The 25,592-nt window shown below is 59.5% G+C and carries 25 protein-coding genes; 11 read left to right on the forward strand and 14 right to left on the reverse strand.

Annotation, left to right across the window (positions count from 1 at the left end; genetic code table 11):
- Positions 1–7: 7 nt before the first annotated feature.
- The gene (locus PH558_RS04385) at positions 8–748 is read right to left on the reverse strand and encodes a CDP-diacylglycerol diphosphatase (protein WP_285202388.1); all 741 of its coding nucleotides are present in this window, start codon (positions 746–748) and stop codon (positions 8–10) included.
- A gap of 345 nt (positions 749–1,093) precedes the next feature.
- Between PH558_RS04385 and ligA the strand changes: the two genes are divergently transcribed.
- Positions 1,094–3,244, forward strand: a complete 2,151-nt coding sequence (gene ligA, locus PH558_RS04390; RefSeq protein WP_285202390.1) for an NAD-dependent DNA ligase LigA — start codon at positions 1,094–1,096, stop codon at positions 3,242–3,244.
- A gap of 43 nt (positions 3,245–3,287) precedes the next feature.
- Here ligA and PH558_RS04395 read toward each other — a convergent pair whose 3' ends face one another.
- The gene (locus PH558_RS04395; RefSeq protein ID WP_095435258.1) at positions 3,288–3,824 is read right to left on the reverse strand and encodes a GNAT family N-acetyltransferase; all 537 of its coding nucleotides are present in this window, start codon (positions 3,822–3,824) and stop codon (positions 3,288–3,290) included.
- 336 nt (positions 3,825–4,160) lie between these two features.
- Between PH558_RS04395 and PH558_RS04400 the strand changes: the two genes are divergently transcribed.
- From PH558_RS04400 to PH558_RS04410, 3 genes are all read left to right on the forward strand, one after another.
- Complete coding sequence (locus tag PH558_RS04400; RefSeq protein ID WP_285202734.1) at positions 4,161–4,484, forward strand: ArsR/SmtB family transcription factor; 324 nt, start codon at positions 4,161–4,163, stop codon at positions 4,482–4,484.
- Positions 4,485–4,522: 38 nt separating this feature from the next.
- Entirely contained in the window at positions 4,523–4,966 is a 444-nt protein-coding gene (locus PH558_RS04405; RefSeq protein WP_285202391.1) for an SRPBCC family protein, read from the forward strand.
- A 186-nt stretch (positions 4,967–5,152) separates the two neighbouring features.
- A complete protein-coding gene (locus tag PH558_RS04410; protein ID WP_113230522.1) occupies positions 5,153–5,647 on the forward strand; it encodes a CreA family protein in 495 nt (164 codons plus the stop codon).
- A 269-nt stretch (positions 5,648–5,916) separates the two neighbouring features.
- Here the strand turns inward: PH558_RS04410 and PH558_RS04415 are convergent, their stop codons facing one another.
- Positions 5,917–6,381 (reverse strand): chemotaxis protein CheW, encoded by a 465-nt coding sequence (locus PH558_RS04415; RefSeq protein ID WP_069612836.1) that lies wholly within the window; start codon positions 6,379–6,381, stop codon positions 5,917–5,919.
- Between the two features lie 454 nt (positions 6,382–6,835).
- Between PH558_RS04415 and PH558_RS04420 the strand changes: the two genes are divergently transcribed.
- From PH558_RS04420 to PH558_RS04430, 3 genes are read left to right on the forward strand one after another with little or no spacing between them, the layout of a single operon-like run.
- Complete coding sequence (locus PH558_RS04420) at positions 6,836–7,438, forward strand: SCO family protein (RefSeq protein WP_285202392.1); 603 nt, start codon at positions 6,836–6,838, stop codon at positions 7,436–7,438.
- Positions 7,439–7,445: 7 nt separating this feature from the next.
- Positions 7,446–8,594, forward strand: coding sequence for an FAD-dependent oxidoreductase (locus PH558_RS04425; RefSeq protein WP_285202395.1), 1,149 nt, complete (start codon positions 7,446–7,448; stop codon positions 8,592–8,594).
- Between the two features lie 20 nt (positions 8,595–8,614).
- Complete coding sequence (locus tag PH558_RS04430; protein ID WP_285202397.1) at positions 8,615–9,493, forward strand: 50S ribosomal protein L11 methyltransferase; 879 nt, start codon at positions 8,615–8,617, stop codon at positions 9,491–9,493.
- Positions 9,494–9,693: 200 nt separating this feature from the next.
- Here PH558_RS04430 and PH558_RS04435 read toward each other — a convergent pair whose 3' ends face one another.
- Entirely contained in the window at positions 9,694–9,834 is a 141-nt protein-coding gene (locus tag PH558_RS04435; RefSeq protein WP_162711788.1) for a hypothetical protein, read from the reverse strand.
- Between the two features lie 342 nt (positions 9,835–10,176).
- Here PH558_RS04435 and PH558_RS04440 point away from each other — a divergent pair, with 342 nt between their 5' ends.
- Positions 10,177–12,012 carry an aminopeptidase P family protein gene (locus tag PH558_RS04440; protein WP_285202398.1) on the forward strand — a complete coding sequence of 612 codons (1,836 nt, stop codon included), beginning with the start codon at positions 10,177–10,179 and terminating at the stop codon, positions 12,010–12,012.
- Positions 12,013–12,057: 45 nt separating this feature from the next.
- Here the strand turns inward: PH558_RS04440 and PH558_RS04445 are convergent, their stop codons facing one another.
- On the reverse strand, positions 12,058–12,369 hold the full coding sequence (locus PH558_RS04445; protein ID WP_285202399.1) for an AzlD family protein: 312 nt from the start codon (positions 12,367–12,369) through the stop codon (positions 12,058–12,060).
- Between the two features lie 2 nt (positions 12,370–12,371).
- Positions 12,372–13,094 (reverse strand): AzlC family ABC transporter permease, encoded by a 723-nt coding sequence (locus PH558_RS04450; RefSeq protein ID WP_285202400.1) that lies wholly within the window; start codon positions 13,092–13,094, stop codon positions 12,372–12,374.
- Positions 13,095–13,328: 234 nt separating this feature from the next.
- Between PH558_RS04450 and PH558_RS04455 the strand changes: the two genes are divergently transcribed.
- A complete protein-coding gene (locus PH558_RS04455; protein ID WP_285202402.1) occupies positions 13,329–13,580 on the forward strand; it encodes a DUF2164 domain-containing protein in 252 nt (83 codons plus the stop codon).
- 7 nt (positions 13,581–13,587) lie between these two features.
- On the opposite strand, the gene panB is transcribed toward PH558_RS04455, so the two are convergent.
- From panB to PH558_RS04470, 3 genes are all read right to left on the reverse strand, one after another.
- Complete coding sequence (gene panB / locus PH558_RS04460; RefSeq protein WP_285202404.1) at positions 13,588–14,409, reverse strand: 3-methyl-2-oxobutanoate hydroxymethyltransferase; 822 nt, start codon at positions 14,407–14,409, stop codon at positions 13,588–13,590.
- Position 14,410: 1 nt separating this feature from the next.
- On the reverse strand, positions 14,411–15,280 hold the full coding sequence (gene panC / locus PH558_RS04465; RefSeq protein ID WP_285202418.1) for a pantoate--beta-alanine ligase: 870 nt from the start codon (positions 15,278–15,280) through the stop codon (positions 14,411–14,413).
- Positions 15,281–15,544: 264 nt separating this feature from the next.
- Complete coding sequence (locus tag PH558_RS04470; protein WP_095435247.1) at positions 15,545–16,249, reverse strand: SDR family oxidoreductase; 705 nt, start codon at positions 16,247–16,249, stop codon at positions 15,545–15,547.
- 255 nt (positions 16,250–16,504) lie between these two features.
- Here PH558_RS04470 and PH558_RS04475 point away from each other — a divergent pair, with 255 nt between their 5' ends.
- Complete coding sequence (locus tag PH558_RS04475) at positions 16,505–17,902, forward strand: polysaccharide biosynthesis protein (protein ID WP_285202430.1); 1,398 nt, start codon at positions 16,505–16,507, stop codon at positions 17,900–17,902.
- Positions 17,903–17,908: 6 nt separating this feature from the next.
- Here the strand turns inward: PH558_RS04475 and PH558_RS04480 are convergent, their stop codons facing one another.
- The 4 genes from PH558_RS04480 to PH558_RS04495 all read right to left on the reverse strand — a co-directional run bounded on the left by PH558_RS04480 (position 17,909) and on the right by PH558_RS04495 (position 21,906).
- Positions 17,909–18,994, reverse strand: coding sequence for a glycosyltransferase family 4 protein (locus PH558_RS04480; protein ID WP_285202434.1), 1,086 nt, complete (start codon positions 18,992–18,994; stop codon positions 17,909–17,911).
- Between the two features lie 81 nt (positions 18,995–19,075).
- Positions 19,076–19,699: a bifunctional nicotinamidase/pyrazinamidase gene (pncA, locus tag PH558_RS04485; protein ID WP_285202435.1), complete on the reverse strand. Its 624-nt coding sequence runs from the start codon at positions 19,697–19,699 to the stop codon at positions 19,076–19,078.
- A gap of 111 nt (positions 19,700–19,810) precedes the next feature.
- Positions 19,811–21,094, reverse strand: a complete 1,284-nt coding sequence (locus PH558_RS04490) for a sugar MFS transporter (RefSeq protein ID WP_285202436.1) — start codon at positions 21,092–21,094, stop codon at positions 19,811–19,813.
- Positions 21,095–21,375: 281 nt separating this feature from the next.
- The gene (locus PH558_RS04495; RefSeq protein ID WP_285202437.1) at positions 21,376–21,906 is read right to left on the reverse strand and encodes a TetR/AcrR family transcriptional regulator; all 531 of its coding nucleotides are present in this window, start codon (positions 21,904–21,906) and stop codon (positions 21,376–21,378) included.
- Positions 21,907–22,135: 229 nt separating this feature from the next.
- Between PH558_RS04495 and PH558_RS04500 the strand changes: the two genes are divergently transcribed.
- On the forward strand, positions 22,136–22,873 hold the full coding sequence (locus tag PH558_RS04500) for an SDR family oxidoreductase (RefSeq protein ID WP_285202438.1): 738 nt from the start codon (positions 22,136–22,138) through the stop codon (positions 22,871–22,873).
- Between the two features lie 173 nt (positions 22,874–23,046).
- Here PH558_RS04500 and PH558_RS04505 read toward each other — a convergent pair whose 3' ends face one another.
- Positions 23,047–25,512 (reverse strand): ATP-dependent helicase, encoded by a 2,466-nt coding sequence (locus tag PH558_RS04505; protein ID WP_285202439.1) that lies wholly within the window; start codon positions 25,510–25,512, stop codon positions 23,047–23,049.
- Positions 25,513–25,592: the final 80 nt, after the last annotated feature.

Genomic DNA, 25,592 nt, shown 5'->3' on the forward strand with positions numbered 1-25,592 from the left:
ACATGCATCAGAGCCGGCATTTGGGATCGATCATGTCCTCCGCGGAGCCACGGGATTTGTGGGCCTCGTTTATTCTCGCCAGAATATAGAAACCATGCTGCCCGTCGGGCAATGCAGCGCCAAAGACGCCGACCACGACGTTTTCCATATTTGAACGGGCACCATCGACACCATCTGCGACGAGCTGCAGCGGGTTCAAATTCGAAAGGTCATCGGCCGTATGGAAAGTTGCCCACCAACCAGCTCTGGTCTTCAAGTCCGTAAACCGGCCACTTTCAATTTCTGTCGCATGGCTTTTCAACAAAGCCCTAAAGCGAGGCGTCTCGCACCCCATGTGGATATGAAGTCGATCTTGTGTGCGCCAACTGGCGGCGTTTATCGCCAGGGCAAAATTCTGTCTCGAAACCTTCGTTGTGCGCGGATCGATTGCTGATAGCTCTTTCCACGCTTCCTCAAAATAGTTCGGCGCTCCCGTGGCCAGAAGGCGTGGGTCTTCGATGCCGGGGACGTCGGCGAGCGGTGCAAGAATGGTGCGCTCTTTGTCAGCCGGCTCGCGAAGAACAACATACGAAGACAATGGATCCTGCGACTGGACTATCTTGAGGCACGGATATGGCGACCCTGTCAGGGTGGAGTTGATCTCACAAGCTCTGACGACCAGCCCCAAAGCGGAGCGGCTGACGAATGAGCTCATGATCAAGACTGCAATAACGAGGAAAATAGAGAGAACGGTAAGACGGTGCTTCATGCGTGATTTCGAATTTCTGCCGATGATCCAATCATTTCCAGAGATGTGGTTCTCATAATATAGCCTACCTTAAATCCCCTGCGATAGACGCGGAAGAGCCGCTGCCCCAGGAATTGGATAGAGAATTCCACCGGGGCTATCTGGACGCCGATACCTCCCGCATCTGTAACACCAAGGACGACAGATCATGGCGTAAAGTTGTCGTGAGCAGCGCTGCCACCTTTATCGGCCCGGCAATTGAATTGCAGATTTTTCCTTTGTTTTTACGTGTTCCGAGCTGAAAACCGCTTCGCACTTTTCGGGGAAGTGCTCTAAAACATCTTCGAAATCGGGGAGTGTAGATTCATGAGCACCGAACAGAAGCCCGTCGAGGATTTGACCGAGGAGGAAGCGGCCGCGGCGCTTGCCTATCTGGCTGCAGAGATCGCGCGCAATGACGCGCTTTATCATGGCAAGGATGCGCCGGAGATTTCGGATGCCGAGTATGATGCGCTGAAGCGACGCAACGACGCGATCGAGGCGCGGTTTCCTGCATTGATTCGCGCCGACAGCCCGTCGCGGCGTGTCGGCGCCGCGCCATCTGAGACGTTTGCTCCCGTGGTCCATGCAAGGCCGATGCTCTCGCTCGACAACACGTTCTCACAGGAGGATGTCGAGGATTTCGTCGCCAGCGTCTATCGTTTCCTCGGTCGCCTGCCGGACAATTCGATTGCCTTTACAGCCGAGCCGAAGATCGACGGCCTTTCCATGTCGATCCGTTACGAGAATGGCCGCATGGTCAGCGCCGCGACGCGCGGCGACGGCACGACAGGTGAGAACGTCACCGCCAATATCAGGACCATCAAGGAAATCCCTCAGACTTTGCCGGCAGGCGCTCCCTCCGTCGTCGAAGTGCGCGGCGAGGTCTATATGGCCAAGAGCGACTTTCTGACGCTCAACGCGCAGATGGAGGCCGAGGGCAAGCAGACCTACGTCAATCCCCGTAATACGGCGGCAGGATCGCTGCGTCAGCTCGACGCGAAGGTGACGGCCAGCCGCAAGCTGAAATTCTTTGCCTATGCCTGGGGCGAGATGTCCGACATGCCGGCGGATACACAATACGGTATGGTGCAGACCTTCAAATCCTGGGGCTTTCCGGTCAATCCGCTGATGGAGCGGCTGAGCTCGGTCGCCGACATTCTCGGCCATTACGAGGAGATCGGCCTGCAGCGGCCGGATCTCGATTATGATATCGACGGTGTCGTCTACAAGGTCGACAGCCTGGAACTGCAGGCTCGTCTTGGTTTCCGCTCGCGCTCGCCGCGCTGGGCGACCGCGCATAAATTCCCGGCGGAGCAGGCCTTCACGCGTCTGGTCGGGATCGATATCCAGGTCGGCCGCACCGGCGCGCTGACGCCGGTCGCGCGATTGGAGCCGATCACGGTCGGCGGCGTCGTCGTGACCAATGCGACCCTTCATAATGCCGACTACATCAAGGGTATCGGCAACAAGGGCGAGCCGATCCGCGATGGCCGTGATATCCGCGTCGGCGATATTGTGATCGTGCAGCGGGCTGGCGACGTTATCCCGCAGATCGTCGATGTTGTCCTGGAGAAGCGGGAGGCGTCGAGCGCGCCCTACGAGTTCCCCAAAGTCTGCCCGGTCTGTGGCAGCCATGCTGTGCGCGATATCAATGAGAAGACCGGCAAGGTCGATGCGGTCACTCGCTGCACCGGCGGCTTTATCTGCCGCGCGCAGGCGACCGAGCATCTCAAGCATTTCGTCTCGCGCAATGCCTTCGACATCGAAGGGCTCGGCTCCAAGCAGATCGATTTCTTCTTCGAGAGCGAGGATCCCGCGCTTCAGATCAGGACCGCGCCTGATATTTTCACGCTGGAAAAGCGTCAGCAGGCGTCGCTTGCGAAGCTGGAGAATATCGATGGCTTCGGCAAGGTCAGCGTCGGCAAGCTTTATGCCGCGATCAACGAGCGACGACAGATCGCCTTGCATCGCTTCATCTTCGCGCTCGGTATTCGCCATGTCGGCGAGACGACGGCCAAGCTGCTTGCGCGCTCCTACGGCACCTACGAAGCTTTCGAAACGGCGATGAAGGAAGCCGCGCCGCTTATCGGCGATGCGTGGAACGACCTCAACAATATCGAGGGTATCGGCGAGGTGGTGGCGCGCGCCATTGTCGAATTCTACAAGGAGCCGCGCAATATCGAAGTTATCGCGAAGCTCCTGGAGGAGGTGCAGCCGCAGGAGGCCGAGCAGCCGGTGACCTCAGGCAGCCCCGTCGCCGGCAAGACGGTTGTCTTTACCGGTTCACTGGAAAAGTTCACCCGCGACGAGGCCAAGGCGAAGGCGGAGAGCCTGGGAGCCAAGGTTTCCGGCTCGGTCTCAAAGAAGACCGATATAGTCGTGGCGGGACCGGGCGCCGGCTCCAAGCTCGACAAGGCGCGAGAGTTCAATGTCCAGGTCATGACCGAGGACGAGTGGCTGGATTTGATCGGTTGATGATGTCCGGCGGCGGAATCATGTCCCGCCGCCGCGTGATTGCTTAGAATCTCAGCCGCGCCATCGTGAACGCATCCACGTATTCGCCATTGCGGAAACCGAAGGCGCGTAGACGCCCCTCGGTTTCGAACCCGAATTTCTCGTAGAGGCCGATCGCCCGCGCATTGTCGACATAGACGGTCAGTTCCAGACGCCTGATCGCCAACCAGTTGTCGGCGGTATCGATGAGGGCGCCCAATAGCGCGGAACCGATGCCGCAGCCGGTGAAATCGTCGTGCACGCCCATGCCAATGCCAGCGCTGTGAGCCCGCCGGCCGGCAAGGCGGTTCATGCCGGCATTGCCGACGACCTTTCCGTCCACCTCCGCGACGAGGCGGGTGGCGTTGGGATCGTGCTTGTCCAGCCATCGTTGCGTGTCTTCGACACTTTGAAACGGCAGTCGAAGCGTGCCGGCGCGGAAACCCGGGAGATTGGCGATGGTCGCTATTGCCTCGGCATCGGAGGGACGTGCTGCGCGAATTTCGACTGAGCCAGCCTTTTTGGGGCGTCGCTCGTCTGGTTCTTGCTGTTCGGAATTCATAGGCTCTCCTTGATATTGATGAGGAGAGCAAGGAGGCTTCAACCCTGCTCGCCTCGGCAGGGTTGAGATGGATCGCGGTCAGCTCAGCGCAACACGGCTTCCACTCGCCCTGCAAGGGGAGAGATGGTGTGAAGGTGCATCACTGTGGTGCGGTTTGCGATCATGGGCGCATGATCTGACGCGACGCGGACGTTGTCAATCGTTCCCTGCCTAAATCCCTAAACGAACCGCCGCCGCCCCACGGCGCGATGGGGTTGTTTCGCTTCACATATTACTTGACAGGCAACCATTTGGTTGCCTATAAATAAAGAAAGGCAACTAAATGGTTTCATGTCCGTGGATGATGATGCAGTCTTCAAGGCGTTGGCGGATCCCAGCCGGCGGCAATTGCTCGATAGGCTCCATGAGCGCAATGGACAGACCCTGAACGCGCTCTGCGAGGATCTGGACATGAGCCGCCAGGCGGTCGCCAAGCATCTTGCCATTCTGGAGGAGGCCAATCTGATCTCCACGGAAAAGCATGGACGCGAGAAGCTGCATTTCATCAACGCTGTTCCGATAAACGGCATCGCCGAACGCTGGATCAACAAGTTCGAACGCCGGCATCTGAATGCGCTTTCGGCCTTGAAGAAAGTGCTGGAGGACGGCGGTGGTTCGTGAGCGCAACAAGCGATAAAATTCAAACAAGGAGAAATGGCATGACTGGAAGCAAATTCGTCTACGTCACCTTCATCCGCACTACGCCGGAAAAGCTCTGGTCGGCGCTGACCACGCCGGAATTCATCAAGCAATACTGGTTCGATATGGTTCACGACACCGAGTGGAAGGTTGGGTCGCCATGGAAAATGCTCTTTCCGGATGGCCGGGTTGCCGATGCAGGAGAGATTGCCGAGTTCGATCCGCCACGGCGGCTCGCGATCAACTGGCGCAATGAGTGGCGCCCGGATCTGAAGGCCGAAGGCTGGTCGCGTTGCGTGATGGAACTGGAGCCGGCGGACGGTGTCGTGAAGCTAACCGTTGCCCACACGATCGAGGTTGAAAACTCCAAGCTTATCGAGGCGGTTTCCGGTGGCTGGCCAAAAATCCTGTCCAACCTCAAGTCGCTGCTGGAAACCGGAACGGTCGCAATCAGCCAGAAGTGAGATGACGTGCAGCCTGCGTGGGTTCGGGCGCCGTTGTTTCGGCGGCGTCCATTGTGTGGATCGCTGCCGGATCGACCGTGAAGCGTTACGCGCGGATATAAGGCGGCCCATCTTGCATCGCTCATGGACCATCTTACCTTAGCCAAGCCGCTCTTGCTCCCGGCGGCTGTTGTTGGAGGATGTTCGATGCGTTCACCCAAATTCTTCGCCGCCATTGCCGCGTCTTTTCTGGTCGCGGCGCCCGTTTCTGCGTCAGCCGAGGTCATCGGCAAGGTCGGTGTGGACTGGACAGGCAATGATATTCTGGTCGATGCCGTGCCGGACCCCGAAGTCTCAGGCATCACGTGCCATGTAACCTATTTCGATCGCAGCGTGATCGACCGGCTGCGCAAGGGCAACTGGTTCGAAGATCCTTCCAATAATTCCATCGCCTGCCGTCAAACCGGTCCGATCGAGATCGGCGATATCAACCTGTCTCAGAGCGGTGAGGAGGTATTTCGCGCCGGGCTGTCGCTCATCTGGAAGAAGCTGGTCGTCACCCGCATTTACGACAAGAAGAATGACACGCTCGTCTATCTTATCCATTCCCGGCAGCTGACGGATGGCTCCGCCAAGATGGCCATTTCGACGATCCCCTTGTTTGGCCAGCAGGTTACTTGGAAGAATGGCAAGCCGAAATGACGGTATTTGCATACCTCAGAAACAACCCGCAGAAGGATAATACCAAAAAAAGTCATACTCTTGGGTTGTCGAAGTCCTTCTAGTTGCTTTCGGTTTGCACCTTTTTGATGCAATTTCGAAGGTGAACAGGGAGGCGACTCTCGCCCCTGTTCACGGCCTGCAAGACCGTGTGATTGGCTACACCCCTGCCAAAACCGGTCGTATAAAAAGCGATCGCCCTGGAGCCGAGCTCCAGGGCGATCTTCTTTGGGTAAGCTAACTTATTGAAATCAGGCTGCCTGTGCCAACTGATCCGCAATGACCGTATCGAGGTTGAGGAAGCAGACCATGGTCTTTTCCAATGCCACGATGCCACGGCAGAAGGCGCGCTGTGCTTCGGGGATGATTTCCGGAGCCGGCTGCAGATCTTCACTTTTGATCGACATCATATCCGAGACCTGTTCGACCAGTAGGCCGACGAGCTTGCCGGCAATATCCGTAACGATGATTGCGGAACGCTCCGAAGGTTCCGTCATCTTCATGCCGAGGCGGCAGGCCATGTCGATGACCGGGATCACGGCGCCGCGCAGGTTGATGAGGCCGAGCACGTAGGGCGGCGTATGCGGCATCGGCGTCACTGGAGCCCAGCCGCGGATTTCGCGGATGGCCATGATGTCGATGCAGAATTCCTGATCGCCAAGGTGAAAGGAGACGATTTCCAGATAGGTGCCCGATTGCTTGATGGCGTTCGTCATATTCGAGAACTTCCCGTTTGGCATCGCCGCGCAAGCGACGCTCGCGATTGAAAAGAGAGATCGGCTGGAGCGGCTTGGGCAGCGGCAGCGTCCGGTGCTTCGGCGAAAGATACGCCTGGCGTTCCGGCGGGCGTCATGCCCTTCTGGAATAAAGAGGTTTGCCGCGCCTTCGGGCGGCGAGTGAGGCCGAATTCGACCTTTGCTGCAGATGTTGGCGCGGACTGGTTAGGATTGGTTTAACATAAACCCAGATTTTGCCTCACCCGCCCAAGAAGAGCGGCGAAATGGAGTGATCAAGGCTTGGAAAACCCTGGAACCGCATACTGCGACGATTTCGGTCTCCTCTGAACATCTTCTTGAATTGCGTCCTCTACTTCGAGCCGTTACATCGGCTAGGAGGTCGATTGCACCGCACATTCGGCGTGATCGTCCGTATTGGTGAGGAATAGTATTCATGAGAAGCGTGCGGATTGCAGTTTGGGTGGCCGTGTTGATCGTGGCCGGACTATTGGGCTGGTTTAGCTTTGGCGGCGGCAAATCGCCGGAAGTTGCGGCATCCGGACCTTATGGTGTGCCCTTTACCCTCGTTTCGCAGAGCGGCCAGCCGATCAGCGATCAGGCGTTTCGCGGCAAGCCGTCGGCCGTTTTCTTCGGCTATACCCATTGTCCCGATGTCTGCCCCACGACGCTGTTCGAGCTGAACGCCTGGCTGCAGAAGGTCGACCCTGATGGGAGCAAGCTCAATGCCTATTTCGTGACTGTTGATCCCGAGCGCGATACGCCCGCCATCATGGACCAATATGTCTCCAACGTATCGAAGCGCATCACCGGAATTTCCGGAGATCCCGCCAAGGTGATGGATATGGTCAAGGGCTTCCGTGTCTATGCCAAGAAAGTGCCGGTCGACGACAAGCAGCCGAACGGCGACTACACGATGGACCACACCGCTTCCGTCTTCCTGCTGGATTCGCAGGGCCGCTTTGCCGGAACCATTGCTTATGAAGAAGATCCGGAGGTGGCGGTGAAGAAGCTGGAGAACCTGGTCAAGAAGGGATAGGACCTGCATGGGCGAGGGGATTGGCGGACAGGGAAAATCCAGATCCATCCTGATCGCAGGAGCCGGGCCGGTCGGTCTTACCGCCGCTCTCGAGCTCGCCCGTCGCGGCTTCTCGCCGCGTATCGTCGATGACTGTATTGGTCCGACGCCGCTGCAGGAAAGCCGGGCGCTCGGCGTCAATGCCCGCACACTGACGCTGCTGTCTCCTTCCGGCGTTGCGGAGCGCATCGTCGCCGACGCGCAGCCGATAGAGCAGTTTCGGGCCCGCTCGGACAGAAAGATTCTGATCCATCTGGAAACGAACCAGGTCGAAGGCCGCTTCAGCGCCATTCGCGCCCTGCCGCAGGGCAGTACCGAACGCCTGTTGATGGAAGCGCTCTCGGCCTATGGCATCTCGCCCGAATGGCAGACGACAGTGATTGCGGAGGCCATATCGGACCCTCAAAGGCCGGAGCTCACGCTGCGTCGAGCTGATGGCGCGTCGGAAACGGTGCGGCCGGACATATTGATCGGTGCCGACGGCGCCCATTCGGCGGTGCGCAAGGCATTAGGTGCTGGCTTCCCGGGTGAGGCGCTGGAGGCTTACTTTTATCTTGCTGATTTTCGCTATGCGAAACCGGTCGATACGCATTTTGCCGAAATCTCGCTCTTCGATCCCGGCATGGTCGGGCGCTTGCCTGTCACGGCCGATATCATTCGCTACATTTCGACGCTGGAGAATTTCGAAAGCCGCATCGTTCATCCAGCCGCCATTGCCGAAAAGACCTGGGCTTCGCAGTTTCGTATTCACTTCCGGCATGTCGAACCCATGGCCAAGGGCAATGTCTTTCTTGCCGGCGATGCCGCCCATATTCATTCGCCGGCAGGCGCGCGCGGCATGAATCTCGGCATCGAAGATGCCTGCTGGCTCGCCTGGCTCATTGCGGAAGGCCGCGAACAGGAGTATTCGGCCTTGAGAATTCCCGCCGTGAAGCAAGTGTTGAAGCAGACCTATAGCCTGACACGATTGGTGACGATGCAGAACCCGCTGGCAGTTGCGACGCGAAATTTCCTTGCGCCGTTGTTGCTACGCTTCGGCCCTTTTCGCCGGCAATTGCTTCGGAGTGTGGCTGGCTACGATACGCCGAAACCGCCTTGGATCGACTGGGCCGAATAAGAACGAGAAAGAGCGACGAGTTGAGTGAAATCCGCCTTTATGTGACGACGACCGAGAAGAAGGCCGGGCAGGTCCTGGACCTGATGACGCCAGTGTTCGAAGACGAAGAATTGCCGATCGCAACGACGGAGATCGACGAGAAGAACGATGTCTGGGAAGCGTCGATCTATCTCTACGCCGCAGATGAGGATGAGGTTCGCGGCCGTTTCGAAGCGCTTCTGAAGCCTGCCTTCGCCGATCTCGCCATTCAAAAGGAAGTGCTTCCCGATATCGACTGGATCGCCAAGTCGCTGGAAGGGTTGAAGCCTGTGCGTGCCGGCCGTTTCCTCGTGCATGGTTCGCATGATCGCGACAAGGTCGGCCCCAGCGACATCGCCATCGAAATCGAAGCCGGGCAGGCCTTCGGCACTGGTCACCATGGGACGACCGCGGGCTGCCTGGAGACGATCGAGAAGGTTGTTACGAGCCGCCGTGTGCGCAACGCGCTCGATCTCGGTACGGGCAGCGGCGTACTGGCGATCGCCGTCCGCAAGCTGCGCAACATTCCGGTTCTGGCAACCGACATCGATCCGATTGCCGTTCGCGTTGCGAAGGAAAATGTCCGCAGCAACGGCATCGCCTCGGGTGTCACGCTGGAGACCGCACCAGGATTCCATTCCACGGCCTTTTCCCGTCATGGACCGTTCGACCTGATCATCGCCAATATTCTGGCGCGTCCGCTCATCAAGATGGCGCCGCAGCTTGTGGCGCATCTGGCACCGGGCGGTTCGGTCATTCTGTCGGGTATTCTTGCCGAGCAGCGCTGGAAAGTTCTGGCTGCCTATAATGGCGCACACCTGCGGCACGTGCGCACGATCTGGCGCAACGGCTGGGTCACCATCCATCTCGACCGGCCTTGAGCCGGTCACGTCCCGCATCAACAATCGCGGAAATAAAAAAGGCGGTGCCGAAGCACCGCCTTCAGATCGGTTTTCACCGATCTTGCCCGCGAGCGTGTGGAGGAGGAATGCTCAAGCGGGCTCTAGGCGTTCTGATCATAATCCGAGGGAGGAGGAGAACCGGATTGCGATCGACTTGGAACGCGTAGATCGTAAACTTGTTAGCGGCGGCCGCCGCGGCTGGCGCCGATTGCCTTTGCGGTTTCAACTTCGAGCTGACGAAGCGAGCCGACGGAATGGCGTACGGTGCGACGCTCGCCAGCCAGCGCCGGGCTAACATATGCGGAGCGAGAGATAGGCATTGTCTTAAGTCCTTGGTTTGAGCTGGTTCTTCGTGAACCTCGTTTGATGCGGCGGATATAGCGACTCGCTCGTTGTCGTGGCAGGGGGGGAGCTTCATGGGAGCTATGCGTGAGATGCATGCTTTGTGCCGTGAAGTTGTCATATTCGGGCTGCGTGCTCACGAATTGGGCGGATTCGTTAACGGCCCGAGATGGGATAAACTGCTCTCATGGGATGTGATGTGCCTGTAATCGCGCATATCGTCTCAGGGATCGAAAATCACGTCGCACTTCTGATCGTGATGCTCTAACATACTGGCAATATTCAGTTTCACGGATTCTCCACTACTACCGGATCAGCTCATGTTTCAGTCTTTCGACGTCACTTCCACCCCGCAATTCGGTCGCGAGCGTGTTGCCGGTTTGCGTGCTGCCTTCGGCGATCTCGGCATTGACGGCTTCCTCGTGCCGCGGGCTGACGAGTATCAAGGCGAGTACGTGCCCAAATGCTCGGAGCGTCTCGCATGGCTCACGGGCTTCACGGGATCGGCAGGTGTTGCACTTATCACACACTCCCAGGCCGTGGTTTTCGTGGATGGCCGTTATGTGACTCAGCTTGCCGAACAGGTGGACCGCAGCGTCTTTACCGGCGGCGATCTGGTGAACGAGCCGCCGCATGTCTGGTTGCCGCGTCACGCGAAGAAAGGTTTCCGGCTCGGCATCGATCCATGGCTTCATACGGGTGCCGAGGTACGCCGACTGGAAAAAGCCTTGGTGGAGATCGATGGCAAGCTAGTCTTCCTCCCGCATAATCCGCTCGACAAGCTCTGGACCGACCGCCCGCCCGAGCCGCTGGGCAACGTTATCATTCAGGATATCGCTCAGGCCGGTGTCCTCGCCAAGGACAAGCTTGCGACGATTGCAAGCGGCCTCAAGGAAAAGAATCTCAAGGCGGCGCTGATTACCGATCCGTCTTCGGTCGCCTGGATCTTCAACATTCGCGGCAGCGACGTGCCGCATACTCCGCATCCCCTGGCACGCGCCATCATCTATGCTGAAGGCGAGGCGGCGCTCTTCCTCGACAAGCGCAAGACCAAGGTGGAGGCCGAAGCCTATCTCACGCAGATCTGCAAGCAGCTGCCGCCTTCCGAACTTACCAAGCGTCTGGCCGCTGCAGCTGCGAATGGCGGGCGAATCCTGGTCGATCCGGATCTTGCCTCCTATGCCTTGACCGATCTCATCCGTCGAGAGGGTGGGGAAGTTGTGGAGGGTAATGATCCTGCCAAGCTGCCGCGCGCTTGCAAGAATGCTGCCGAAATCAATGGGTCGGCGGCGGCGCACCTGCAGGACGGCGCCGCCATGGTCGAGTTCCTTTACTGGCTGGAGACGAGCAAGCCGGGAACGGTGACGGAAATCGCCGCTGCAGAACGGCTGGAAGCCTGCCGCGCCCGCGTCGGCGAAAGCATGCAGAACCCGCTCAAGGACATCTCCTTTGATACGATCTCTGGTGCCGGCGAGCACGCGGCAATCATGCATTACCGCGTGACGACGGCGAGTGACCGGCTGATCCAGGCAGGCGAGCTGTTCCTCATCGATTCAGGCGCGCAATATATCAACGGTACGACCGACATCACCCGCACCGTTGGCATCGGTGCCGTTTCCGAAGAGCAGAAGCGCCTCTTCACGTTGGTATTGAAGGGAATGATCGCCATCAGCACCGCGCGTTTTCCGAAGGGTACTCGCGGCTGCGATCTCGATCCGCTGGCGCGCATCGCGCTCTGGAAGGAGGGCGTCGATTTCGCGCATGGCACCGGCCACGGCGTTGGCTCCTATTTGTCCGTGCATGAGGGGCCGCAGCGCATTGCGCGGCTCGCGGTGCAGGAGCTGCTTCCCGGCATGATCCTTTCCAACGAACCCGGCTACTATCGTCCGGGTCATTTCGGCATCCGCATCGAAAACCTGATCTATATCCGCGATCCGGAGGAGATCGAGGGGGGTGACATGCCTATGCTGGGCTTCGAGACTTTGACCTTCTGCCCGATCGATCGCAGCCTGGTACTTGTCGAGCTGCTGACACATGAAGAGCTAAACTGGTTGAACCAGTATCACGCCCGGACGCGCGAAGCGCTGATGCCGCTGATCCATGATCATGACGTACGGGCGTGGCTGGAAAACGCCACGCTCGAGCTTAGCCATTGAGAAATAAGGGCCTCATCCCATCTCGAAATCGGGATGGGCTCCGTCTCAAGCGCCTATGGAATGGCGCCACGCCATGACGACCACCCATCCTGCGACCAGCATATAGGTCGAAGGATAGCGCAGTCCGACGAGAAGGGCGGCAAGCATCGCCACCTTCGTATCCCAGCCACCGACGAAGAAGGCGGGGGCGACAAGGGTCGTGAGTACGGCGGCGGGTACGGCATTCAGCGCCGCCTCGACGCGTGGCGGAATGCGGGTCATCTTAACGATCAGGATATAGCCGCCGATGCGCGTCAGGAAGGTCACCACGGCCGCAGCCGCAATCAGCAGGACCATATGCGAATTGAAATCGAACATGGTCAGACCTCGTGGCTTTCGTGCGCGATATCAGGCTTGCGATTCGCTTTGACCGGCGGCAGCATTGCGGCAAGCGCGACGCCCGCTAAGGCGCCAATGCTGACATGCCAGGGCGAGCCGACATAGCGATGGGCGATGGCCGATGCCATGGCACTGACCGCCACGACAGGCAGGAAGTTGTCGCGCGTGCGAAAGCCCATGACGATGCCGAGGAAATAGACCGGCAGCAGAATATCGAGGCCGATGGCTTTGGGATCACCGATGAAACTGCCGAGAAGACCGCCGATCAGGCTCACCACCACCCAGGGAACATAGATCACCACGGCAAAGCCGATATACCAGGCGAAAGTCAACGGCTTGCCGCTTTCATGGCGCTTGATCGTCTCGGCGAATTGCGGATCGACCAGGAGGAAAAAAGTGAAGAACTTCTCCACAGCGGAAAAGTGTCTGATATAGCGAGCGATCGCTGCCGAATAGAGCACATGGCGGAAGTTCACGGCGAGGATCGACAGCACGATGAGCCAAGCCTGAACATTGTGGCCGAAGAGATCGATCCCGACCATCTGGCTGGCGCCTGCATAAACTGTGCCGCTCATCAGGGTCAGTTCGCCAAGGGACATGCCCTGATCGCGCGCTAGCGCACCGAAGAGGGCGCCGAAGGGCGCTGCAGCGAGGCTGACGGGAATGCCGCCCTTCAAGCCTTCAAGAAATTCCGCGCGACTCATGGTCCGCTTTGTCCTTTGTGGAAAATCCGGCGCTTTCGCCCGGATGTCGTGTCGAGGGCGCACATTCCGCATGGAAACAACGATGGTTGCACCCTTGCGCATTTGCTGTCGCGCTGTTCAATGGCCGGAGGTGTAAGCCGTGCCTTTGGAGCCAGCAATTGAATTTCCTTGATGGATCAATTGATTTCCTTGATCCAGCGCTTGGAGCTCACTCGCAAAATGGGAGATGGAAAGATGAAGAAGATCACCTTTACGAAGGAGGAGAAGGCAGCGATGGTTGCGCGCCTTCAGAGCTATTTCGCCGATGAGCTGGACCAGACGCTCGGCACCTTGCCCGCTGAATTCCTGCTCGACTTCTTCACCGCCGAGATCGGCCCTTATTACTACAATCAGGGCCTGCGGGATGCCCATGCGGCATTGATGAGCAAGATGGAGGATTTCGGCGAAGCGATCTATCTGCTGGAGAAAGAGCCCGCCAAGAGCTGATGGTGCCTCACTTTTTCGGCTGGAATGTGTGCTCCAGGGCCGGAAACGTGCGAGCCTTCACCTCTTCGGCATAGGCTTCCGCGGCTTTCGAGATCATGGGCGCCAGCTCCGCAAAGTGCTTGACGAAACGCGGCTTGAAATCGTTGAACAGGCCGAGCATGTCGTCGGAAACTAGGATCTGTCCATCGCAGGCGGCAGATGCGCCGATGCCGATGGTGGGAATGGCAACGGCGGCGGTGATCTCGCGGGCGAGCGGTTCGACCGTGCCTTCGATGACCATCGCGAAGGCGCCGGCCTCCGAGATCGCCTTGGCGTCGCGGCGGATTTTGTCGGCCTCCTTGTCCGAGCGGCCGAGAGAGCGGTAGCCGCCGGTCGTATTCACTTGCTGCGGCATCAGTCCGACATGGCCGAAGACCGGAATACCGCGAGAGGTCAGGAACGCCACGGTCTCGGCCATTTCCTCACCGCCCTCGAGCTTCACGCCATCGCAGCCGGTTTCCTTCAGGATGCGCGCCGCATTGCGGAAGGCTTGCTCCTTCGACTCCTGATAGGAGGCGAAGGGCATGTCGACAATGATGCAGGCATGTTTTGCGCCACGCATGACCGCTTGGCCGTGGGCGATCATCATATCCAGCGTGACGCCGACAGTCGTTTCCATGCCGTAGAGCACCATGCCAAGGGAGTCACCCACCAGAAGCAGGTCGCAATGCGGATCGAGCAGGCGGGCAATCGGCGTCGTATAGGCCGTCAAGCTTACGATGGGACGGGTGCCCTTCATCGCTTCGATGGCTGCCGGCGTCGTGCGCCTGGTGTGTCCGACGGTGCTCATCTCAAGCGATCCCTTCGTTGGCGGATTTGCCGATGACGCGGTTGTCGAGCAGGCGGGTGGTGCCGATGCGAACGAACAAGGCGATGAGGATCGGCTGCCCTTGCAGTTTGGTCAGCGGCTCCAGCGTTTCAGGATGACGAACGGCGGCGACTTCCACGGTCGCGAGCGGCTCCTTTTCGACGAAGGCGCGAAGCGCCTCTTCGAGTGCTGCTGGATCATCGGCGCCGAGATCGTAAAGCCTTGCAGCTTCCTTCAATGCTCCGGGGACAATAACAGCGGCGGCACGCTCTTCTTTTGACAGATAGACATTGCGCGAGGAGAGGGCCAGGCCATCCGCATCGCGTACGGTCGGCACCGGTACGACCCGGACAGGCTGGGCCAGATCCTCGACCATGCGGCGGATGATCGTGACCTGTTGATAGTCCTTCTCGCCGAAATAGGCGCTGTCCGGCTGGACAATATTGAAAAGTTTGGTGACGACGGTGGCAACACCGGCGAAATGGCCCGGGCGAACGGCGCCCTCCAGCTCCGCCCCGAGCTTCGGCACGTCAACCACCGTTTGCATCGGACGCGGATACATGTCCGTGACGCCGGGTGCGAAGAGAAAATCGACGCCGGCATCGCGCAACATGGCGCTGTCGCGTTCGAGATCGCGCGGATATTTCGCCAGATCCTCATTGGCGCCGAACTGCAGTGGATTGACGAAAATGGAGGTGACGACGAGGTCGTTCTCGGCCTTGGCGCGGGAGACCAGTTCCATATGGCCCGCGTGCAGGTAACCCATGGTCGGCACCAGGCCGATTTTTCTGCCGGCTTTGCGTTGCACGTCGAGTCGCTCGCGCAGAGCGGCTATCGTGTGAACGATCTCCATCGTGGCACTCCTCCGCAAGCAACGCTGTTTCCGCATTGCCTGTTTCCATCCCTCAAAATTGCCGGGACTTCTAACGTGTGCAGTGCAAAAAGGCAATTCGCCAACGCCACCGGGGAGGGTTTCGCCTTCAGCCTGCGAGGTCGTAACCCCTGGCGCAGCACCGGCGAGGATGGTTTGCTCGCCGCTGCCGTACTCCAAACGAAATCGCTCTCCCAAGCGGTACTCGAGAGAGCGAAAACGAGATGGCATTGTCTTTTGTAAGAGCTAGACCGAGCGCATCAATCCGCCATCGACCTTGAGATTCTGACCGGTGATGTAGCCGGCGCCATCTGAGGCGAGGAAGGCGACGGTGGCGGCGATTTCGGCGCTGGTGCCGTAGCGCCTCATGGGCACGCTGCCGCGGCGTTCTTCTGTCGCCGGCAGGCTGTCGATCCAGCCGGGCAGGACGTTGTTCATCCGCACATTATCGGCTGCATAGGTGTCGGCAAAGATCTTCGTATAGGAGGCGAGACCAGCCCGGAATACCGCCGAGGTCGGGAACATTGGCGATGGTTCGAAGGCCCAGGCGGTGGAAATGTTGACGATGGCGCCGGACTTCTGCTTCTGCATGATGGGCGCGACGAGGCGGACCGGGCGAATGACGTTCATCAGATAGACGTCCAGGCCGGTGTGCCATTGCTCGTCGGTGATGTCGAGGATCGGAGCGCGGGGACCGTGGCCGGCGCTATTGACCAGCACATCGATGCGCCCCCATTTTTCCATCGTCGCATCGACTAGGCGCTTGAGATCGTCATTGGACTGGTTGGAACCGGTAACGCCGATGCCGCCAAGCTCCTGAGCCAACGCCTCACCCTTTCCGGAGGAGGAGAGGATGGAGACACGGAATCCATCGGCCGCAAGCCGTCTGGCACTTTCGGCGCCCATGCCGCTGCCGCCCGCAGTGATAACAGCCACCTTTTCTATCGACATCTGTGCTTCCTTCCTCATTGGCGACGCCAGGATCGATTGCCCTGAATCTGTCGATGAAATATCATCTTCTTCGCACGAGGGCCAAGCAGCTAAATTCTTGTGTGTCAGTAGAAAAACTACCGGCGAGAGGTAAGACGGAAATAGTCGGCATGATGTCATGACGATGCCGGCATTTTTGGCCATGGTTTCAATGTCGGTGCCGCTTCGTCCTCTGAGATTAGCGCTTTCCTCAATCTTTTGCTGTTAGCTGCCGCCATGGCAAAGATCGTGGCATTGGCTGCATATTTCTATCAGGCGGCGGTGGCTTTCGGGCTGCTGATCGCGGTGGCACATCTGCTGGCTCCGGCGGACTATGCGGCCTATTCGCTGTTCATCTCAATCAGCCAGTTTGCGGCGATCCTCTGCTTCGAATGGGTTCGTTTTGCCTGCAGTCGATTCTATCCGGGGCAGGGGCCAGGGAGCGAGGCACTGGAGCGCAAGGCGCTGACGGTGGAATTCGCGGCTTGCTCGGCAATCTGCCTGATCGCCGCTTCCGTCTCGATCTTCTTTTCCGTCTCGGCAGAGATTGCCATGCTTGGCGGCCTGGTTGCGATCTTCCAGGGTGGCAGCGACCTGCATCTTACCATGCTGCGCTTTCGTCAGGAGTTTCGCGTCTTTTCGCGGCTGCAGGGTTCGCGTGCGACGATTCTGGCAATCGGTACGCTTGCGGGCGCCGCCGTTGCTCCGACTTTCACATGGACCGTCGCCGGTCTGATGGCCGGCTATCTTGCATATGGGCTCCTTGCCGCATTTCTGACGCGCAACGGTCTTCATGAGGCGGCTTCGTTCGAAAAAGCACTGGTACGCAAGCACTTCGTCTATGGCAGCGTTGCCGCGAGTGCCTCCGTTATCGGCATGCTGACGCCGCTGGGATTGAAATCCATCCTTACGGTCATGTTGGGGGCAGGCGGCGCGGCCGGCGCACTTCTGGCGCTTGATCTGCTGCAGAGGCCCTTCGTCCTGATCGTCTCTGCGCTGCAGGCCATTCAATATCCCGATGTCGTCACGACCTATGATCGCGATGGGCGGACGCCTGCCTTTGCCAAGCAGCTCGGAGAATATTATTCGCTGCTGACCGGTCTGACGCTGATGACCGCCGCCGGCATTTTCGCGCTATTGCAGCCGGTCGGGCAATTGGTCATCGCCGTCGGTTTGCGCAAGGAGTTTCTTGCCGTCGCCCCCTTTGTCATCGGCCTTGCGACATGCCGCGCGCTGACGGCCAACATGATGCCCACCCCGGCGCATCTGCAGCATCGGCTATTGACGATCTTCCTGCTCGCGGCGCTGGATTGCATGCTGCTGAATGCGGGCACGCTTATCGGCGGCTATCTCGGTTCCTTCGGCGACGCTGCCCTCATGGCTGGCGGCATGATCGGTGCGCTATGCGCCATGACGATCGGCGTCAAGGTGATGATGTCTCTTGCCTTCGATTTCGTCTGGCCGCCAGTCGTTCTGTCGGCTATCGGGCTGGCCCTGCCGGTGCTGGCAACGGCCGGTTTTGGCTATTCGCTCTGGATATCTGTGGCTGTCGGCGTCGTCGGGGGCGCATTATTCTGCCTGCTCGGCCTCTACAGCTACTTCGTCACGATGTTCCGGCCGCAGTCCCGGTCCTGAAATCTCTTAGAGATCTTCCAGAATGGACAGGACGCGATCTGCGCTGCCATCCCAGGAGAAGCGCGTAACGTTCTCATGGCCGCGTCGGCGCAGATCCTGGCGTAACGCCTCGTCCGTCACGATCCTCCGCATGGTGGAGACAAGTTCGTCCTGTCGGAAGGGATCGAAGTAGAGCGCGGCATCACCCGACGCCTCACGCACGGCAGGAATATCGGCAGCAAGTACCGGGCAGCCCTGGGTCATTGCTTCCAATGGGGGAATGCCGAACCCTTCATAGAGGCTCGGGAAAACGAAAGCCGTGGCATGGCGCTCCAAGGCGGCGATTTCCGCGTCGATGAGCCGGCCGGGAAAGAGCAGGCTGCCGGCGGATTGCTGGCTGTCCGATTTGAACACGGTCGGTGCGGAGCCACCCACGACGACGAGCTTCTGACTGGTATCCTTGAGCGCCTCGAAAGCGCGGATGGCGAAATCGAGGTTCTTATTCGGTTTCATCGTTCCGACGAGCAGGAAGAAGCCGTTCGTCTTCAGGCCAAGCCGCTGCATGACGGCTTCTTCCGGTTCGATGGCGGCATAGTGATCGACGGCATTGTAGACGACGTCGATACTACTCGATGGCACCCGGAAGACGGAGGCGAGCTCCTGCCGTGAGAATTCCGAGACGGTGCCGATCCTGGCGGTGCGCGTCAACACGGTCCCGAGCGCGCCGTGCAGCAGCCGATAGCTGCGCTTGAAGGATTGCGGATGGCGGAAGATCGTTACATCATGAATGACGACGGCCTGACGGCGATGCAGAAGCGGGCCGCTGCCGCCGAAGCCGATGAGCCGGCTGCCGCGCGAGCGTGAAAGCAGCGCTGTTTGCTCCCAAAGATGGCCGGGGCCGGAACCGAAACTGTCAACGTCTATGGCGGAAAGTTTGATATCGACAGGCGTATTGCGCGGCACGGCCAGACGCCAGCGCACTCCTTTCAGGGAGGCGGGCAGCGCGCCCGAGGAGATCTTGCGGTCGAGTGCCAGGGTCAATTCGCGCGCAAAGCGCTGCACACCGGACAGAGGCTGGCCGAGAAAACGCCCGTTGATGACAATCGACTGCACGCAAGAGATCCCGATATCTTACTGACAGGGAATAGCTTGCACCATTTTATTTAGAGAAGGTTTAGCTTGGTTGGCGCGATTTTAGGCAAGCGCGTCCTTGCTGCTGGTAATGGCCACGCCGCGAGCTCGCATCTCGTCGATTGCCGATTTGACGCCGGCGGGATCGATGCCTCGGCCTGCATCTTCGATGAAGCGGATTGTGACGCCGGGCAGCATTTCAACGGCATCGAGCGCCGAGAACTTGACGCAATAATCGGTTGCCAGCCCGCAAAGGTCGAGTTCGGTGACGCCTTTGTTGCGCAGATAGGCGGCCAGCCCGGTGAGGGCAGCCTGATCGTTGTCTCGGAAGGCGGAATAGCTGTCGACGGCGGGATTCTGGCCCTTTTGCTGGATGAAATCGACGGCGTCCATATGGAGATCCGGGTGAAACTCGGCATCTTTGCTATTCTGGACACAATGATCGGGCCACATCATCTGCGGCTTGCCTGACAGTGTGCCGATTTCAAAAGGTTTCTTGCCTGGATGAGCGGAAGCGAAGCTGCCGTGACCGGCCGGATGCCAGTCCTGCGAAGCGACGATGAGATCGTATTGGCCGCTGTCGATGAGCTTATTGGCGACAGGCACCACCTGATCTCCGTCCGGCACGGGAAGGTTACCGCCTGGGCAGAAGCCGTTCTGGATGTCGATGAGCAGCAGCGCTTTCATGAGACCTGTCCTTCCGTTTTGTTGCGCTGCACGATGCCAAGCGGCGCGCTTCGGATCAAGCCCTTTGCGCCCCGCCGATGAAGGCGGCGAGGCGCGATGGTTTGTAAAGGTCTATGCCGGCTTGTGGCCCTTGAGGCCATAGAAGGCAATGTAGACGTAGCAGATGATCGGCATCAGGAAGGCGAGGTGAATGCCGATCGTATCGGCAAGGCCGCCCTGGATAACAGGCAGGATTGCGCCGCCGACGATGGCAAGGCAAAGGATGCCGGAGCCCTGGCTCGTATATTTGCCGAGACCGTGCAGCGCGAGGCTGAAGATCGTCGGAAACATGATCGAATTGAAGAGGCCGATCGCCAGCACGGACCACATGGCGACGTGGCCTGTCGTCAGCACCGTCACCAGCAGCAGCACGATGGCGACCGCGGCGTTGAACGCAAGCGCCTTGCCATCATCGATATGGCGCATGATTGCCGAGCCGACGAAGCGTCCGACCATGGCGCCGCCCCAGAAATAGGAGACGTAGTGAGCGGCATCGGACTCGGAGAGATGGGCGATATCGGGCTGGCTCAGGAAGTTCACCAGGAAGCTGCCGACGCTGACTTCCGCACCGACATAAACAAAGATACCGACAGCGCCGAGCACGAGATGGCGGTACTGCCAGGCGGAGCCGCCGCCGCGCATCGGCTCGATGGTCTCCTCATCCTCGACTTCCGGAAGTTTCAGCGCCGCAAAGACGGTCGCGAGCACCAGGAAAGCGGCTGCAAGAAGCAAATAGGGGAACTTGACCGCGCCGGCTTCGGCAAGCCGCATGGCGTCGAGCTGTTCCGGCGTAGCGTTGGTGGCTGCAACAGTCGCGGCAGACAGGATCAACATTGCGCCGAAGTAGGGGGCAATCGTCGTGCCGAGGGAGTTGAAGGCCTGCGTCAGGTTCAGGCGGCTCGCGGCGGTATCCGGCGGTCCCAATACGGTGACATAGGGGTTGGCGGCGACCTGCAGAATCGTGATGCCGGTGGCGAGCACGAACAGCGCGCCCAAGAAAAGGGCGTAGACGCGATAGGTGGCGGCAGGAATAAAAAGGGCGCAGCCGACAGCCGCGATCGCAAGGCCGACGACGATGCCCCATTTATAGGTGATGCGCTTCACGAGCGTGCCGGCAGGCAGCGATATGATGGAGTATGCACCGAAAAAGCAAAGCTGGATCAGCATTGCCTGGGTATAATTGAGCTGAAAGACGCTTTTCAGGTGCGGGACCAGAATGTCGTTCAGGCAGGTGATGAAGCCCCACATGAAAAAGAGTGAGGTGAGTGCGATAAGCGCGAATTGGTAATTGCCCTGGCCTTGGTGTGCGGATGCACGCGCGCTGGTGGGCGCAGAGCTTGTTGCTGAGCCAGCCACTTTTTTATCCTCGGTTTTTGTTGTTACCAGGCTTCGAGATTCGAGCCGGACGAAAAGCCCGAACGGGCCGAAAGAAGAACTGGCGGCGGCTTGCCGAGACACCCGCGGGAAACGCAGAATCCCGAAGCCGCTTCAATCGATATAATCGATTGGATTATCATTGGTAGCTTGCTAGGCATGCGGATTCTGCAATGCTGCAATGCAATCGCTTGCAAAGGCGGAATGTCTAGCCATGCTTTTTAGCTTTTGGGTTCGCCTTCGATCGGGGCAAGCTGCCGATGTCAGTCGAGGCTGTGCAAATAGCCAAGAACGGCGCGTTTCACGCGCAGAGCCAGCTGGTTTTTATCCTTGTCGCCATGCTCTCCGGCGGCATCGACCATTCCCTTGATGATGGCGACCACGTCGCGGCTGGCCACCTCGATATCGTCCTGCGGCGGCAAATCCGGCCGCAGCAAAGTTGCGCGCGTGAGCTCGAAGAATCGCCTTTTGATCGTTTCGGTGGCGGCATCGAGCGGCAGCCGCGCTTCCTCGAAATCGAGCAAGCGGGCCAGCGCCGGCCGGCGAAGCTGCTGCTCGACGCAGGGGAGGATGAGCGCCGACAAGGCCTCGCTGCCGGTGGGCTTGTCGGCGGCAATTTCCGCCTCTGCGACGAGGCGCGAAGTCTCGCGGAGGATCAAGGCTCCGATCAACGCATCCTTACGCGGAAAATACTGATAGAGCGAGCCGACACTGACGCCGGCCTTCTCTGCGACGGCATTGGTGGAGAAGGCCTCATGGCCGCGCTCCTCCAAAATGCGAGCTGCAGCCTCCACGACCGCCTCGACTGTTGCGAGCGAACGGGCTTGTCTTGGCGCTTTTCTCGGCGCGGCACGGCTATGGAGCGGGCTTTCGGACATGTTCCTGGAATGCGAGTAGCAAAAAGCGAATTATCGCTCATATTACCGTTCGCGACCCAACGAAACAAGCGTTTCAGCGACATGCCGGGATTGCGTCCCCAGGCATGGTCGACAGCGCGTGTGCGAACGACAAGGAGATTGACGCATGTCCAACGAAATTAGAACGGCGATCGTAACCGGCGCATCCAAGGGCATTGGCGCCGCCATAGCAAAGCAGCTTGCCGCCGACGGCTTTCAGACCGTCGTCAACTACGCATCGAGCGCCGAAGAGGCCGCGGATGTTGTTGCCGGCATTACGATGGCGGGCGGCCGCGCGCTTGCAGTCCGCGCCGATGTCTCCGATGCCCAAGCCGTGACGGCATTGTTCGATCGCACCGAAGCGGAGTTCGGAACGGTCGACGTGCTTGTTAACAATGCAGGGATCAGCAAATTCTCGCCACTGGCCGAGGTTTCGGATGAGGATTTTCGGCAGCAGGTTGCCGTCAATCTGACAGGGACCTTCAACGGGATGCGAGAAGGGGCGAGGCGGGTGCGCGATGGCGGCCGCATCATCAATCTCTCTACGAGCATTATCGGTCACTATTCCCCCGGCAACGGCGTTTACGCGGCGACCAAAGCGGCAGTGGAGGCGATGACCCATATCCTTGCCAAGGAACTCGGTCCGCGCGGCGTCACCGTCAATGCGGTCGCGCCGGGGCCGATCGCGACCGAATTGCTGTTCAAGGGAAGGTCCGAGGCGCTGATCCAGCGGCTGATAAACGATATTCCGCTCGGGCGCCTCGGGCTGCCTGAGGATATCGCCCAGATCGTATCGTTTCTGGCCGGGCCGCAGAGCGGCTGGGTCAATGGTCAGATCATCAGGGCAAATGGCGGGCGTAACTGAGATCATGGGTGAGGGCGCATAAGCCTTTGCGGCTTGTGCATGGATCCTCGGGTCAAGCCTGAGGATGACGGAGCGTGGAGGAGGGCGGAGGCCACACAATCAGCTCCCTTATTTTTGTGGTTTGCACTGATGGGCACCCTCTGGTCCCAAACCAGATAGCCGACCCGCGCCCCTCACACTCTCTCCACAAACCCATCCAGCACGCGCTTCTGCCCGGCGCGGTCGAATTCGATCGTTAGCTTGTTGCCCTCGATCTCCGACACATTGCCGTTGCCGAACTTGATGTGGAAGACGCGGTCGCCGATGGCGAATTTGGAGGGTTCGGTGGAGGTGGATTTGGCCACCAGTTCGCCGTCGATGGTGCGCACTTTCGGGCCGCTTTCGCCATAGCCGATGCGTTCGACGGCGTGGCCGGAACGGCTGCCCCAGTTGTCACGGGTCGCATCGTTGCGGTTGGCCTGCGCGCGCTTCCAGCCGGGCGTGGAATAGGTGTTGGCGAAGGGATCGGCCTTGTCGAAGCGGGACTGGCCGTAGCCGCCGCGGCCATATCCGCCATAGGATTGCTCGACTTCGGCGACCTGAACATGCGTTTCCGGCAGTTCATCGAGGAAGCGGGAGGGGATTGTGGATTGCCAGAGGCCGTGGATGCGGCGGTTGGAGACGAACCAGATGTGGCAGCGGCGCTTGGCGCGCGTGATGCCGACATAAGCGAGGCGGCGCTCTTCCTCCAGCCCGGCGCGACCGCTTTCGTCGAGCGAGCGCTGATGCGGAAACAGGCCTTCCTCCCAGCCAGGCAGGAACACGGTGTCGAATTCCAGACCCTTGGCGGAGTGCAGCGTCATGATGGAGACGGCGTCGAGATTTTCGTTCTGCTCGGCATCCATGACGAGGGCGACGTGTTCGAGGAAGCCGCGCATGGATTCGAAACTATCCATGGAGCGGATGAGTTCTTTCAGGTTTTCCAGGCGCCCCGGCGCTTCCGCCGATTTGTCGTTCTTCCACATGTCCGTATAGCCGGACTCTTCGAGGATCTGCTCGGCAAGCTCGGTATGCGGCGTGTTTTCGAGCAGGCCCTGCCAGCGGCGGAAGGATTGCACGACGTCGAACAGCGCCTTGCGCGCCTTCGGCTTCATCTCGTCAGTCTCGATGATATCGGCCGCGGCCGCCAGCATCGGAATATCGCGCACGCGGGCGTAATCGTGCAGGGCGCGGACTGTGGTGTCCCCGAGACCTCGCTTCGGCGTGTTGATGATGCGCTCGAAGGCGAGATCGTCGGCCGGCTGGCAGACCAGGCGGAAATAGGCCATGGCATCGCGGATTTCGAGGCGCTCGTAGAAGCGAGGGCCGCCGACGACGCGATAGTTCAGGCCGAGCGTGACGAAACGGTCTTCGAACTCGCGCATCTGGAAGGAGGCGCGCACGAGGATGGCGATGTCGTTGAGATTGTGCTTGTTGCGCTGTAGCTGCTCGATCTCTTCGCCGATGGCGCGCGCTTCCTCCTCGGAATCCCAGGAGGCATGCACCTGCACTTTGATGTCGTCGGGGTCGGAGCGATCGGTGAACAGAGTCTTGCCGAGCCGGCCCTCATTATGGGCGATCAGATGCGCGGCCGCCCCAAGAATATGCTCGGTGGAGCGATAGTTGCGCTCGAGCTTGATGACCTTGGCGCCCGGAAAATCCTTCTCGAAGCGCAGGATATTGTCCACCTCCGCGCCGCGCCAGCCATAGATCGACTGGTCGTCGTCACCGACGCAGCAGACATTCTGCGGCTCGCCCTTCTGCCGCTGCGCTAGCAGGCGTAGCCACATATATTGCGCCGTGTTGGTATCCTGATACTCGTCGACGAGGATGTAGCGAAAGCGCTGGTGATAATCCTTGAGAATATCGGGATTCTGTCGGAACATATTGATCGGATGCAGCAAAAGATCGCCGAAGTCGCAGGCGTTCAGCGTCTTCAAGCGGTTCTGATAGGCGGCATAGAGTTCGCGGCCCTTGCCGTTGGCAAAGGCGCGGGCGTCACCCTCCGGAATATCGGCGGGGCTGAGGCCCTTGTTCTTCCATGTATCGATCATGCCGGCAAATTGCTTGGCGGGCCAGCGCTTGTCGTCGAGCCCTTCAGCCTGGATCAGCTGCTTGATCAGGCGGATGACATCGTCCGTGTCGAGAATGGTGAAGCTGGAGGTGAGGCCGACCAGCTCGGCGTGACGTCGCAACAGCTTCACACCGATCGAGTGGAAGGTGCCGAGCCAAGGCATGCCTTCGACCGCGCCGCCGACCAGCAGCGCGATACGCTCCTTCATCTCGCGTGCTGCCTTGTTGGTGAAGGTCACGGCGAGAATCTGGCTGGGGAAGGCGCGGTTGGTGGACAGGATATGAGCGATGCGTGTCGTGAGCACGCGCGTCTTGCCGGTGCCGGCGCCGGCAAGCACCAGTACGGGGCCGTCGAGCGTTTCGACTGCTTCCGCCTGTTCGGCATTGAGGCCTGAGAGATAATCGGGGCGGCGGCCGCTGTCGCGTGCTGCCATGGCGCGGGCCGCAATGCCGCCGCCAATGCTGCCGGCAGCCGGCGCGGAACGGCGTGGCGCGATGTGCTCCGGCTCCTCGTCAAAGAAGGGAATATCGTCATGTCCAATGGTCATGCCGCCCAATGTAATGATTCTACCCCGAAAGGCAAAAGAAACGGGCCGAAACTAGAACAAAAAGTGCACATTCACAGGGC

It is taken from the genome of Rhizobium pantanalense (genome assembly GCF_030182525.1).
GTDB lineage: Bacteria > Pseudomonadota > Alphaproteobacteria > Rhizobiales > Rhizobiaceae > Rhizobium.